The following is a 12,628-nucleotide window of genomic DNA, read 5'->3' on the forward strand; positions in this document are numbered from 1 at the left end:
GATAAGAATCCTGCGGCTAAGCTCAAAGAATTGGCTGGACTTATTGATGAGGTTTTTCAGTTAATGCCTTCTGGAAAACATATGGTTGGGAGGGATTTGGGGCGTTTAGGGCCGACGGTTTCGCTACAGTACCGTGCTGCTGGATAATTTTCCAAGAATCAGGCTGCAAAAAATTTAAAAACTTGAACATCGAGTATTAAATAGTAGGTAACTTCTCATTACCTACAGGAGTCGCAGCCCGAATCAAATCGGATAACTGTGGAATGTTACTTTCGCCCGCCGTCTTAAAATATCGCTGTGCTCAGTTCAGTTGGCAGTAGGTAAATCGGTTCTTTTGATCTTATGGCAAAAAGCGCTCATTATATTTGTCGCTACAAGGAGATGTTGTCAGAATATTGCTAAGTCAGGCCTTCATTGACTGGTCAGATAGAAATAATTGCAGGCAAGCTGAACTAAGAAAAGGTAAAAAATCTTAAAATTTGCACAGGAAATTTTATGCTATACAACAAAATATCCATCCAACTTATGTTACTGACCGGCGTACTATGCGGTCAGGCCGTTTTCGCCCAGCAAGCGCCCACCTCGCAACAGGTTCTGCAAGACTTCGGCATTGATTCAGAACAAACAGCTCAACTCGAACGCGGCGAAATTGTTGCTTATGATGTCAGCGAAACCAGCCAGAAAGAGCTTGCTATCGGTGTGGCTATGATACTGCCGGTAGCTTTGCCAAAAATCGTCGATTATATTAAACGCGGCAATCTCTCTACTACAGAAAACGACATCATTGCCTCCGGTCCGATTGCCAATAACGCCGACATAAATAGCTTTAAGCAATTTTCTTTTACCAATAAGCAGTTCGATGAAGCCAAGGCATTTCTTGATGCCGAGCCAGGCGATGAATTCAACCTATCGAAACCAGAACTCGACAGCCTGAAAAGTTTGCAAGCCAGCCTGGAAGATGCCGATAAGGCAACCTTGTTAAAAACCGCCAACCAAAAATACCGGGAATTTCTGTTGCAACGCTTACAAGCTTATCGGAAAAGCGGCTTGTCTGGTATTGCCGCTTATAGCCGCGAGAAGGGCAATGCTGACCCGGCAGCGGAACTGCGCAACGAGGCGGTCAATAGCAAAGCTTGGGCACGCTATTTTCCAGAGTTACAACAAGCCTGGCTTCATTATCCAGCGGCATTACCGGCAAATACTAGCGAACAGTTTCTGTGGTTGAATCGCAATGTCGAAGACCGGCCTACCGCTATCCTCAATCACCGCATAATGGTTACCAGCGAGATGGGTGGCATTATTGTTTCTCGACAGTTTTATGTCGGACACTCCTACAATTCCAGTCATGTGGTTGCAGGTGGCATGCCCTATAAAGAGGGCACGCTGGTGTTTTACTCAACTCGTAGCTCTACTGATCAAGTAGCGGGAATGGGTAGCAGTCTGAAACATTCGATAGGCCGCGAGCAAATGAAAAAAGAAATGATCAAACGCCTACAGAGGCTCAACAAAGACTTGAAGCGCAAGGCGGCAGCCGTTGCCAGCGAAGGTTAAACAATAGCGGATGCGGTATTATCAATGGCAGCTAAACCGAGAGAATTGGCTGTTTTTTTTGAACGGCAACGTTTGAGGCAACCGGGCAGGGAAGCGTTGATTCGCCCGGTTGACAGCATGGTTAAGGATTTTTTACTTCCTGGGATAACTGTTTGCTGACGACGGATGGTAGATTCTTGGGTGATTTAATACGCAGTTGTTTATTGACATTAAATCGGCCAAACACAACTTCAATATCATTGATGGTCACGCCAAATTCTTTTGCCAGGAATCGAACCATATAATCGGTTGCTCTACCCGCTACAGGTGAGGCAGTGACACTAATCTTGAGCTGATTGCCTTTAGCCTTACCAATGGCATCCTGTTTTGCGCTAGGTTTGCCAAGAATATTAAGCACTAACGTGTCATTGTCCCAGGTACAGAAGGAACTCATGGCCAATCTTTTGTGCGTCATTTTGTCTCCGTGTATGTGATTACCCTCGTTCCCACGCTTCACTAATCCCAAGGAGGCACGTCGCCGTTATAGGCGACAAAGTCCTTATCCTGCGCATGGGTTTTGACCCCGGTGGTGGTCTTCTTGGACGAGGAACTGATTTTGGAGGCTGAAGTCTTCGATCTTGGCGATGTTACAGCACCGGCTTCGGTTTGCCACTTGGCAAAGAGCGCAATGTCCTTATTGGCTGGAGCGTGCCATTTTTTTTGTACAGCATCCCACCTCGCACCGAGCGCTTTAGCCTCATCCTTTTGAGCAAAAGGTACATTCAGATAAATTTTCGAGTCTGCCATTTTGTAAAAATAGTGGTCCGGGTTTGATTGGGTGAATTGCAGCATTATAAATCATTGCCTACGTAACAGAATCAGATAATTAAGGCCGCATTGATTGTGCCGGAAAAGCGAATACTTCGGACATGCTAAATACCAGTCCTTAAAACTGGATCGTCAAGCAGCGTTAACTATTTCCCAATAAATAATAAGGATATTCCCGGTCCATAGTCAGCATAGCGTAACCCGATCTATAAGGCTACGGCTACCATTAAACGCTACGTTCAGCTCGTTCTAAGTACTTTTTTGAAGACATTAAGCCATTTTCAGCACCTTGGCGCCGCGAATCTTTCCGGTCTTGAGTTCAATCAACGCTTCATTTGCCTGTTCCAATGCGAATACCTGAATCTCTGGCTGGAGATTCATTTTAGCCGCCAGACTTAAGAACTCCTTTACATCACTCCGGGTGATGTTGGCGACGCTCTTTAGCTCTTTTTCTTGCCAGAGGTGCAGTGGATAATCCAGATTCAACAGGATGCGCTTGTCGCCTTCCTTGCGAATCGCATTAATCACCAGTCTGGCGCCCGATTCCAGGTTTGCTAATGCTTCCACGATCGGTTGCCATGCCGGGGTGGTATCGATGATGCAATCCAGCTTATGGGGCGCTCGCTCAGTGGTATCTCCGGTCCACACTGCGCCCAGTTCTTTGGCAAACGCTCTTTCCTTGCTGCTTCGGGCAAAAACATAAACTTCGCTATTCGGATAACGGTACTGCACCATTTTTAACACCAGATATGCCGATGCGCCAAAGCCGGTCAGTCCCAACCGTTGTCCATCTTTCAGGCCTGTCAGGCGTAATGACCGGTAGCCGATGGCACCGGCGCAAAGCAAAGGAGCGGCCTGCTCGTCAGCAAAGATCTCTGGAATGGCATAGGCGAAATCTTCCGCAACAGTCATATATTCGGCATAGCCGCCATTGGCATCGCGACCTGTCGCCGCGAAAGCCGGACACAGGTTTTCCTCGCCTGACAGGCAAAATTTACAGGTGCCGCAAGCCGAGAAAATCCAGGCAACGCCAACCCGGTCGCCTATTTTAAGGGAGCTCACCTTGCTGCCGGCGGTTTCAATACGTCCGACTACTTGATGCCCAGGGATTATCGGTAATCGTGGCGGCGGGGTGCGTCCTTCAATTTCATCCAGTTCGGTATGGCAAACTCCGCAAGCAGAAACTTTCAGCAGGATTTCCTGTGCACGAGGGATAGGAACGGGGAGTTCCATCAATGCAAGCGGCACCGGGTTTTCCTTAAGGTCACAGAGCGCTTGCAATACCATGGCTTTCATTAGTTTCATCCTCATTTGATTGGCTTATGTCATCGTTCAGTCTGGAGCCTGGTTTTAATGCTTCGCCTGCGAAATGTCAGGCAAAGCCTGCACTCCATTTTTCTAATATGTACCGGCTTTTTGCATAAGGCTATCAGTAATGTCCCCAATTGAAACTTCGCCGCAGTTATGTTGGAATCATGATTTGTATTCCCGGAGAAAACCATTCATCCATGTCGTGGCCTTAGGTTGATTCCTAAATAGAGCATTTCACCCAGCCGTGAGAACGCAAAAAAAACACTCCTCGGAGCATAATCAATGAACGATCTGCAACACATGTTGAGCGATATTGAAATGGAAGTTAACCTGACCCGCCATCTGATCGGCAAGGATGTCTTGGATCACAGGGTCATGGCTGCCATCAAACAAGTACCGCGGGATGAATTTTTACCGGCGGATTTTCGTTTTCTTGCCTACGAAGACGGTCCTGCACCTATCGGTTACGGGCAGACCATCTCTCAGCCTTATATCGTTGCCTTGATGAGCGATTTACTGGATACCAAATCCACCGATACCATTCTGGAAATAGGCACCGGTTCCGGCTATCAGGCGGCCATTCTTGCAAAATTAGTCAAACAGGTTTATTCGCTTGAAATACGGGAAGAACTGTCCATCCAAGCGCGACGGCGGCTTAAAAAACTGGGCTACAACAATGTCACGGTACGCACCGGCGACGGCCACTGCGGCTGGCCTGAACATGCGCCCTATGACGGCATCATCGTCACTGCCGCCGCAGCCTATATTCCCCAGCCGCTGATTGATCAGCTGCGTGTTGGCGCTCGGCTGGTCATACCGGTGGGTTTGCCCTACAGCTATCAGGAACTGATGGTTGTAAAAAAAAAGGCCAATGGCGAAATCGAGATTAAGAATATTCTTGGCGTCAGTTTTGTACCGCTGGTCGCTGGCGACGCAAAAACAAAAGATTTTGGGGGCTGAATGACCAATAACCGGCATGACTTAAAAGATATATCGCTGGCCGATCAGGGACGCGAACGCATTGAATGGGCGCTGACAGAAATGCCGGTATTGAGCGCCATTCATGATCGTTTTGCCAAAGAACGGCCGCTGGAGGGCGCGCGGATCAGCGGCTGCCTGCATATCACTACGGAAACCGCCAACCTGGCCCGCACCCTGAAAGCAGGCGGTGCGGATCTGGTGTTATGCGCCAGCAATCCGCTGAGCACTCAGGACGATGTCGCTGCCGCGCTGGTGCAGCATTATCAGATTCCCACCTTTGCGATTCGCGGCGAAGACGACAGTACTTATTACCGGCATATAGCCCAAGCGCTGGAACACCGTCCGCAATTGACTATGGATGACGGCGCCGATCTGGTCAGTGAATTGCATAAAAATCGCAGCGATTTATTGGCCGGGGTTATCGGCGGCACCGAAGAAACCACCACCGGCGTCATTCGTTTGCGTGCCATGGCGGCAGATGGTGCGCTTAAATTTCCGGTGATTGCGGTCAACGATGCGCTGACCAAACACCTGTTTGATAACCGTTACGGCACCGGTCAAAGCACGCTGGACGGCATTATACGCGCCACCAATATCCTGCTGGCCGGTAAAATCTTCACGGTTGCAGGTTACGGCTGGTGCGGACGCGGCATTGCGATGCGCGCCAAAGGCCACGGCGCACAAGTCATCATCACCGAAGTCGATCCGCTTAGGGCGCTGGAAGCTGCAATGGATGGCTTTAGGGTCATGCCTATGCTTGAGGCGGCCGCTATTTCGAATTTTATTATTACCGCAACCGGCGACAAGCATGTGCTGGATCAAGCGCATTTTGAAGTGATCAAAGACGGCTGCGTGATTGCCAATTCCGGTCATTTTAATGTTGAAATCAACATCCCGGCGCTGGAGAATATGGCGGTAAAAAAACACCGGCCGCGTAGCAACGTTGACGCCTATCAGCTTGAAGACGGGCGCACTATCAGGCTGCTGGCCGAAGGACGGCTGGTCAATCTGGCTGCCGCAGAAGGCCATCCGGCAACCGTTATGGATATGAGTTTTGCCAATCAGGCCTTGAGCGTTGCCTATTTATGGGAGCAGGGCGTTGATCTTGAAAACAGCGTGCACCCGGTGCCGAGCAATATTGACCAGCAGGTCGCGGTGATGAAACTGGCGGCAATGGGTCTCAGTATCGACAGCTTAAGCCCGGAACAGCAGGCGTATCTGTCATCATGGAAAGAAGGCACATGAAACATCTTATCGCCCTCTAACACGGGCAGGAGCACTAGCTATGTCGTCAAATCTTAATGTCCTGAAATGGCTATTCGCGCTGGTGCTTATTTTTGGCGGATTTACCATTTACAAGATTTTTGGCGTCCTGGCCGTAGACCTTGGCGATAAAGAATATGTCTGGCTGGTAAAGATTATCTCCGAGTTCGGCTTGTTCACATCGGTGGTGATTTCAGTGGGTTTTTTTCATCACTGGATAATCGCTACTGAAGAACGTAGAGAAACCGAGAAGATATTTCACAGCGTACTGTCCAAGTACATCGATGAGACGGTGATCAATGCCAAGAAACGAGGTTTTTTAGGGATAACCGAGAAAGAATTGGATTTTTCCGAGATCATGCACGGTCTGTATCCCGGCGATTATGTGTACTGGATGATTACCTTTGATCCCCGCTATAGGCATTATTGCCGGGAATTTGAACTCGCCATTAAAAAAGGCGTTCATTTCAGGATGCTTATTCTAAAGGATGGCCCGACTTCAGAGCACCATGCTAAGGAAATAATAGGCTTCGGCGCTGAGGAGTTCAGGCAATATAACCGTTTGTTTTTGTCATCACTCGAAGATATAGCCGGGCGAATCAATGAAAAGGACGAGGGGACGCTGGGCGTTTTTGTCTACGATTACGAGCACTTGCCCAGTACGCCGTTGTTTATTATTCTGCGCAAAAAATCAAAAGTCCTGGAGGTTTTTAACAGCTTTTACCTGTCCGAGCCGATAGGAAGAATGCCCTATTTGCATTGGCAGTCTGATCTTAAAGACGATAACCGTTATTTTTTCGAATCGGAACAGTGGAACATGCCGGATCTTTTTTTAGACTATTTTCACCGACACTGGATGATAGAAAGACATAACTTAATGATGGCTGATAAAGACAAATCACCCTACAATGATTTTGTCTATGCACCCGCTTCGGCCAGGAAAAAATGCATCAGGCTGAGTGGTGAATCGGATGTATTGAATGGTTCTGAGAGCATGTGACCTTGATGGCAAGCAATAAGTTTAGGTTTGTAGAATACGGCTAAAGTATGAAGCCTGTTCTGAGCATGTCGGAGGGTGTATTGATAGCGATGGATGCGCTAATTTCTTTTTTATTGATCTGGAGAACAATTATGACTGAAATAGACCGACAAAATGTCAAAGGTGCAGTCCGGGCAGCGGTTAAGTCGGGGACTGATGTTCATCAACTAATCAAGGAGATTACCTTAAAAGCGCTGACAGCACGTCAATTGGACATGGAAAACATCAAAAGTGTTACTGAAACGGTCATTAATGGCATTAATGAGGGCATGACTAGTCATGGTGAACATAGCAAAGAGGTTTTTATGCAGGCAGCTACAGCATTGGATGATGCTTTGGCGATTGCGGCAGAAGCGTCAACATTGGCTATTGAAGAGGCGGCTTCCAAGGTTGCCGAATATTCTGAACATGATTTTAATGATGCGATCAATGATTTACAGGATAGGGAAGGGGTGTTTCTCGATACCCTGGAGAAAGTCGCCAAAGGCAGTAATCAGGTCGTTGCCGATATTGTAAATGATTTTATTGCCCATTCGCGGCAAAGCGGAACGGCAGTTGGCGAACAAACTTTAATTGCCTTGGAAGCGCTGAAAGACTTGCCGAGGATAAGCAAGGACATCATTATTTCAAGTACGGTTGCCACAACTTCCACTTTAGCACAGATAGCCAGCGGTATTTTATTGGGTATTGCTGAAAGCCTGCAGCCGTCTCATTCCAAAAAATAAGCTTCGCAGCGCAACATGTTATGGGAAATGTTAAATGCAGCCAGGGATCTGGGCAGAGTTCATGATATTGCATCGGTATTAATCCGTTACGGATTCGGCAGCTTTGTTCGCGGCTTGGGCATGGGCAAGGCATTGGAACGCGCGGGCAGGGTGCTGCATTGGCAGCATGTGGACGAGTATGTGAATCTCGACACGCCGCAACGCATACGTCGTGTACTGGAAGATCTGGGGCCTACCTTCATTAAATTGGGACAAATTCTTGCGACACGTGTTGATTTATTCTCGCCTCAATATATTGCCGAATTTGAAAAACTTCAGGATCAGGCGCCTCCCATGCCCTTTGAAGAGTTGCTACCCCAACTTGAAGAAGATCTTGGCGGCAGTATTGATGAGTTTTTTTCAGACGTCGAAAGACAAGCTCTTGCAGCGGCTTCAATTGCCCAGGTTCATAAGGCTACGCTCAAGGACGGAACGCTTGTCATTTTAAAAATTCGCAGGCCCGGCCTGCGCAAAATCATTGAAGCCGATTTACGCCTTTTGCAGCGTATTGTTGATATTGCCGAATCTGAATCACCGGAGATTCGCCGGTTTCACCCGAAAGAAGTCCTTCGTCAGTTTAACCAATCATTGCGCCGGGAACTTGATCTCGCCGCCGAATGTAGAAATGCAGAACGGATAGCCGCCAATTTGGCCGACGATATCAATATCAAAATTCCTAACGTCTATTGGCAATGGACCTGTGAACGACTCAATGTGCAGGAGTATATTCAAGGCATTCAAGGCAGGGATCTTGCGGCTATGGACAAAGCTGGACTGGATAGAAAACTACTGGCTGATCGAGGCACTCAGGCCGTCATGAAGATGATCATGGAGGACGGTTTTTTTCATGCCGACCCGCATGCCGGCAACGTGTTTTATCTGGAGGATAACAAACTGGCATTTATCGATTTCGGCATGGTCGGGCGCTTAACTGAAGAGCGCAGAGAGCAGGTTATCAGCCTGTTGTATGGCATGACCAACCACCTTCCAACCAAAGTGGCCGAGATACTTGAAGACTGGTCAGATAATATTTATACCGATGAACAAGCACTTACCATAGAGATTGAAGCCTTTGTCGATCAATATAGCTCGCTGGCGCTAAAGGATTTAAGCCTTACCGTGATGATGAGCGATCTGATGGCAATATTAATGGATCATAAACTGATATTGCCTGCTGATCTCGCCTTGTTAGTCAAAACTTATATAACCCTGGATGGTCTCGGCAGACACCTTAATCCGGAATTTAATACGCTTTTTTTTGCCGCTCCCTATATACAGAGACTCATGATGGAGCGCTACAGACCAGAGGCTATCGCCAGACGGGGATGGCGCAACCTGATCAGCGTCACCGATCTTTTAACAAGCCTGCCAAAAGACTTGCGCAAACTGTTGCGCGCAACCAGAAAAGGCGCCATTCAGGTCGATATTACCGTCAGGCGTCTCGATCAGTATGTCAATCATATTGATAATGCCATTAGCCGGTTAACCATGGGCATAGTGACCGCAGCCGTCATTATCGGTTCTTCCATTATCATGACCGTAAAAGGCGGGCCGGAAATATTCGGCTTACCTGCATTCGGGCTTCTGGGATACGCATTTGCCACTATGGGAGGTATCTGGTTACTGCTTTCCATTTGGCAAAGCGGGAAATAACCATGACAAATACACCGAGAACAATCCGGACAGATTCCGGGCATGACGCCATCCGGCTACCATGCTGGTGGTGCTTATTGTGGGCGTGAATTTATTCGCGCTTTTAAACCTACCGTGCGAATAAATTCATCCCCACTGGAGATTGGGAACCAGCAACGACGTTTGTAAGCCTTTAGTTTTCCAGTCACTGACTCCATGATCAGATGAAATAAAGCATTCTGATGAAAATGTTTATAGTCAAAAACCTCCAGCAAAGCCGGAGGCTTGAAAATGTGAACCGCTCAAAGCGGGTTAATTTATGCGCCACCTAAAGGTGACGGTGCCTCAAAATAAGTCGAGTTGCTCTATTCGCTTGTCCTCTTCTTCTTGATGCTTAATGTAATTGCGCACCGTAGCCTCATCCCTGCCAACTGTTGAAACGTAATACCCTCTTGCCCAGAAATTCTGACCTGTGATACTGAGCATTTGGGTGGAATCGAGATAAGCATGTGAACATGGTCTGACATTAAATGCCCTTCCAATATCTTACATTCCTTTTGTGATGCCAAATCTTTTAGCATTTCCCCCAGATATTGCCTTAAGCCTTTATAAAAGCTTTTCTTTCTATATTTTGGAATCCAGACTATGTGGTACTTACATTCCCATTTCGTATGCTTTAAACTCTCTGGTGTATTCCGCTGGTTTACTTATGATTAATTATCAGTTTTAAGCTTATTGACGCTTCTGGGTAACCAAGGATAGGTTTCCGAACAAATTCGGTAAGGCGCTATGGAAACTTTTTCCGCGTCCTAATTTAAGTGCTGATTGCAACCTATTCAATCAAATTGAACAAGAAGCCATTGGCAAGGAGCGAACTAAAATTTAACACAGAGATACCTAACCGGATTTTTCAGCTCGAAACCGGTTCCCGACAGTTTTACTTTAATGGAAGAGAAAATGATAAAAACATTTAATATCATCAATAAGGTGCCATTTTTCTTCAGCTTATTACTGACGTCAGTTACGTACAGCGTTTATGCCGAAGAGACCGTCAGCGCTACAGGCTATCAAACCGAAGATTTTGTGTACAAAGCCCAAAACCCTTTGAGTCCAATTTACAGCATACCATTGAAATATACCTATCATGGCGGCGCTGACAATGGCGGCGTATCGATCGGCAGTTTACAGCCTATCATCCCTGTCTCACTCGGCAACTGGAACATGATTAACCAGTTATCGTTGAATTTTATTGGCACACCGGGTGTAGTCAATGGTATCGCCGAATTGCCTGAACCGTTTCCCGGTTCAGGGGTATCAGGTCTCGGCGACACGAATTTCACATCACTTTTTACCCCGGCAAATTCCGGTATTTTTAGTTGGGGTTTCGGCCCTACTTTCGTTTTGCCAACCGATACCCTTTTCTCTGATACGGAGGATCGAAGATCGAGGGAACTCGGCAGCGGAAAATTCAGCGTTGGCCCGGCAGTCATGTTGGTAACCCAACCTAAACCCTGGACACTGGGCCTTAACGTCAAACAAATCTGGTCAGTATTCGGTAATGATAGTCGCCATGAGGTCAGTCAAATGGTGCTGCAGCCTTTTGTAAATTACAACCTGTCCGATGGCTGGTATATGGTTTCCGATATGGATATGATCGCCAACTGGAATCACGATAACAGCCAACAGTGGACCGTGCCGGTTGGCGGCGGAGTCGGCAAATTATTTACACTCGGCAAAAATGCTATCAATACCCGACTGGAAGGCTATTATAATCCGGTCAGACCGGATCAAAGCCCGGAATGGTCGGCCAACCTTAGCTTGCAATTTCTGTTTGTGGACTAATATCTTGCACGCCCCGGAATTATTTCAGGGCGTGCCTCATAATATTTGATCGCGAGCGGTTTAAGCCTGATGTTTTCGGCAATATTTTAGCTGGGCTAACCCTATACTCGCTCCTAAATGCTGGTCCTCGGGGTATCGTACTCTTGAGTCATTGTTCCATGCAAAATCTGCATTCCCCACATCCCTGTGGGGAATGCAGTCGTCAACCTACGGTCCCAGTACAACTCATCTGTTTATTCAAAATCAAGACCGGCCTTTCGCCAAGCCTTTGTTCCTCCCTCAAGATTGATTAAGTTAGGGTAACCTAATTCATAAAGAGACTTTGCAGCCGCATTTCCCATAGAGCCACTCTCGCAATACAGATAAATAGCTGTATTTTTATCTTTGGGAAGCTTGTCTTGGTATTTATTGATTTCGTTGTAAGGAATAAAAAGGTCCGTGCCTTTTATATGCTGTTGTTCAGGCGTGTGAACGTCAACCAGGAATATATCCTTATTTTGCATGATTCGATTTAATTCAGTCGCGGTTATCGCTTTCAGATAATCTGGCTTTTGAAACATACAGCCAGTAACGATGAAAATAAAAGCGATGAGGGGAAATAACTTTATAGTTTTAGATCTCATAAAAAACACCCTGTTAATAAAAAAATAAAAGTCTGCACTAGAGAACTCGGAGATAAACGCTTATAGGGTACTGGAATCAGGCTGCTGTTTTTCAGGCGGGGCCGCTTTTTCCAGCTGACGGCGAAACTCGTCCAATTGCCGTATTAACTCTTCACTGAAGGATTTGATTTGTTTCTCAAACAAAGGAATTTGCTGTTCCAACCCCTTGTTAATGGTTTCGCCTATCGCCCGCAGGCTTTTAAAAACATCTCCGAAAGGCAGGTTTGAAAGATTATTGAGCGTTCGCTGATAATCGACTTTCCATCGATCGTTTTCTTTTAATAAAACGGTATCAAAAGATAAATCCTTGTTGTCCTCAGGCTTTTTTAACGTCATGACCGTTGCTACCGTTGCATTGGAACCGTCGATTAAAATCACCCCGGTCTTTACAGTCGCATCTTCCAGATTTTGCTGTTTAGTCACAAGATGTTGAGTCTCCTGGGTAGCGTATTTTCTGGCGGAGTCAATATTGCCTTCTGCCATTGCTTCCCAAAATACCGTAGTAACCTGTTCAGGGCTTAATACCGCCTGACAGCCGCTTAACAAAAACAATAGGCTTAAAAGCCCCGTCAATCCAGACAGGTTTTTCTTGGTGTGATAACAAGGGAAGCTCTTTAATAAAACGTTAGTTGTCGCCATTGAAAACTCCAGGAATTTTCTGCAAATTCAAGTAAAAGTTATGTGAAATATACGGTAGTATAATCTAACACAACACGACAAAGAGTTGTCGAATTACGGGGCGCTGCCCGACATTGGTTTTCCGTGATTTTGATCGT

At 46.7% G+C, this 12,628-nt stretch carries 12 protein-coding genes and 1 pseudogene; 7 read left to right on the forward strand and 6 right to left on the reverse strand.

Features of this window, described 5'->3' with window-relative positions; genetic code table 11:
- Positions 1 to 495: 495 nt before the first annotated feature.
- A complete protein-coding gene (locus RW114_RS14820) occupies positions 496 to 1,551 on the forward strand; it encodes a hypothetical protein (protein WP_340123535.1) in 1,056 nt (351 codons plus the stop codon).
- A gap of 121 nt (positions 1,552 to 1,672) precedes the next feature.
- Here the strand turns inward: RW114_RS14820 and RW114_RS14825 are convergent, their stop codons facing one another.
- From RW114_RS14825 to RW114_RS14835, 3 genes are all read right to left on the reverse strand, one after another.
- Positions 1,673 to 2,005 carry a DUF167 domain-containing protein gene (locus RW114_RS14825; protein WP_340123536.1) on the reverse strand — a complete coding sequence of 111 codons (333 nt, stop codon included), beginning with the start codon at positions 2,003 to 2,005 and terminating at the stop codon, positions 1,673 to 1,675.
- Positions 2,006 to 2,046: 41 nt separating this feature from the next.
- Positions 2,047 to 2,337, reverse strand: coding sequence for a DUF5710 domain-containing protein (locus tag RW114_RS14830; RefSeq protein ID WP_340123537.1), 291 nt, complete (start codon positions 2,335 to 2,337; stop codon positions 2,047 to 2,049).
- Between the two features lie 291 nt (positions 2,338 to 2,628).
- Positions 2,629 to 3,654 (reverse strand): zinc-dependent alcohol dehydrogenase family protein, encoded by a 1,026-nt coding sequence (locus tag RW114_RS14835; RefSeq protein ID WP_340123538.1) that lies wholly within the window; start codon positions 3,652 to 3,654, stop codon positions 2,629 to 2,631.
- Between the two features lie 297 nt (positions 3,655 to 3,951).
- Between RW114_RS14835 and RW114_RS14840 the strand changes: the two genes are divergently transcribed.
- The 5 genes from RW114_RS14840 (at position 3,952) to RW114_RS14860 (ending at position 9,369) form a co-directional block, all read left to right on the forward strand.
- Entirely contained in the window at positions 3,952 to 4,629 is a 678-nt protein-coding gene (locus RW114_RS14840; protein ID WP_340123539.1) for a protein-L-isoaspartate(D-aspartate) O-methyltransferase, read from the forward strand.
- Positions 4,630 to 5,895, forward strand: a complete 1,266-nt coding sequence (ahcY, locus tag RW114_RS14845; RefSeq protein WP_340123540.1) for an adenosylhomocysteinase — start codon at positions 4,630 to 4,632, stop codon at positions 5,893 to 5,895. It abuts the gene before it with no gap.
- A 40-nt stretch (positions 5,896 to 5,935) separates the two neighbouring features.
- Positions 5,936 to 6,913, forward strand: coding sequence for a hypothetical protein (locus RW114_RS14850; RefSeq protein WP_340123541.1), 978 nt, complete (start codon positions 5,936 to 5,938; stop codon positions 6,911 to 6,913).
- Positions 6,914 to 7,044: 131 nt separating this feature from the next.
- The gene (locus tag RW114_RS14855) at positions 7,045 to 7,677 is read left to right on the forward strand and encodes a DUF6781 family protein (protein WP_340123542.1); all 633 of its coding nucleotides are present in this window, start codon (positions 7,045 to 7,047) and stop codon (positions 7,675 to 7,677) included.
- A 15-nt stretch (positions 7,678 to 7,692) separates the two neighbouring features.
- Positions 7,693 to 9,369, forward strand: coding sequence for an ABC1 kinase family protein (locus RW114_RS14860; protein WP_340123543.1), 1,677 nt, complete (start codon positions 7,693 to 7,695; stop codon positions 9,367 to 9,369).
- Between the two features lie 324 nt (positions 9,370 to 9,693).
- Here RW114_RS14860 and tnpA read toward each other — a convergent pair.
- Positions 9,694 to 9,995: pseudogene (gene tnpA, locus RW114_RS14865) on the reverse strand (IS200/IS605 family transposase).
- A 310-nt stretch (positions 9,996 to 10,305) separates the two neighbouring features.
- Here tnpA and RW114_RS14870 point away from each other — a divergent pair.
- A complete protein-coding gene (locus RW114_RS14870) occupies positions 10,306 to 11,190 on the forward strand; it encodes a transporter family protein (RefSeq protein ID WP_340123544.1) in 885 nt (294 codons plus the stop codon).
- 233 nt (positions 11,191 to 11,423) lie between these two features.
- On the opposite strand, the gene RW114_RS14875 is transcribed toward RW114_RS14870, so the two are convergent.
- Both RW114_RS14875 and RW114_RS14880 read right to left on the reverse strand, forming a co-directional pair.
- Entirely contained in the window at positions 11,424 to 11,813 is a 390-nt protein-coding gene (locus tag RW114_RS14875) for a rhodanese-like domain-containing protein (protein WP_340123545.1), read from the reverse strand.
- 60 nt (positions 11,814 to 11,873) lie between these two features.
- Positions 11,874 to 12,491, reverse strand: coding sequence for a nuclear transport factor 2 family protein (locus RW114_RS14880; RefSeq protein ID WP_340123546.1), 618 nt, complete (start codon positions 12,489 to 12,491; stop codon positions 11,874 to 11,876).
- Positions 12,492 to 12,628: the final 137 nt, after the last annotated feature.

This window comes from Methylobacter svalbardensis, from assembly GCF_037671525.1.
Taxonomy (GTDB): Bacteria; Pseudomonadota; Gammaproteobacteria; order Methylococcales; family Methylomonadaceae; genus Methylobacter_A; species Methylobacter_A svalbardensis.

What these genes read in the sequence shown, in the direction of transcription:
- RW114_RS14820 (WP_340123535.1), top strand. Translation starts at nt 496, where the DNA reads ATGCTATACAACAAAATATCCATCCAACTTATGTTACTGACCGGCGTA.
- RW114_RS14825 (WP_340123536.1), bottom strand. Translation starts at nt 2,005, where the DNA reads ATGACGCACAAAAGATTGGCCATGAGTTCCTTCTGTACCTGGGACAAT.
- RW114_RS14830 (WP_340123537.1), bottom strand. Translation starts at nt 2,337, where the DNA reads ATGGCAGACTCGAAAATTTATCTGAATGTACCTTTTGCTCAAAAGGAT.
- RW114_RS14835 (WP_340123538.1), bottom strand. Translation starts at nt 3,654, where the DNA reads ATGAAAGCCATGGTATTGCAAGCGCTCTGTGACCTTAAGGAAAACCCG.
- RW114_RS14840 (WP_340123539.1), top strand. Translation starts at nt 3,952, where the DNA reads ATGAACGATCTGCAACACATGTTGAGCGATATTGAAATGGAAGTTAAC.
- ahcY (WP_340123540.1), top strand. Translation starts at nt 4,630, where the DNA reads ATGACCAATAACCGGCATGACTTAAAAGATATATCGCTGGCCGATCAG.
- RW114_RS14850 (WP_340123541.1), top strand. Translation starts at nt 5,936, where the DNA reads ATGTCGTCAAATCTTAATGTCCTGAAATGGCTATTCGCGCTGGTGCTT.
- RW114_RS14855 (WP_340123542.1), top strand. Translation starts at nt 7,045, where the DNA reads ATGACTGAAATAGACCGACAAAATGTCAAAGGTGCAGTCCGGGCAGCG.
- RW114_RS14860 (WP_340123543.1), top strand. Translation starts at nt 7,693, where the DNA reads ATGTTATGGGAAATGTTAAATGCAGCCAGGGATCTGGGCAGAGTTCAT.
- RW114_RS14870 (WP_340123544.1), top strand. Translation starts at nt 10,306, where the DNA reads ATGATAAAAACATTTAATATCATCAATAAGGTGCCATTTTTCTTCAGC.
- RW114_RS14875 (WP_340123545.1), bottom strand. Translation starts at nt 11,813, where the DNA reads ATGAGATCTAAAACTATAAAGTTATTTCCCCTCATCGCTTTTATTTTC.
- RW114_RS14880 (WP_340123546.1), bottom strand. Translation starts at nt 12,491, where the DNA reads ATGGCGACAACTAACGTTTTATTAAAGAGCTTCCCTTGTTATCACACC.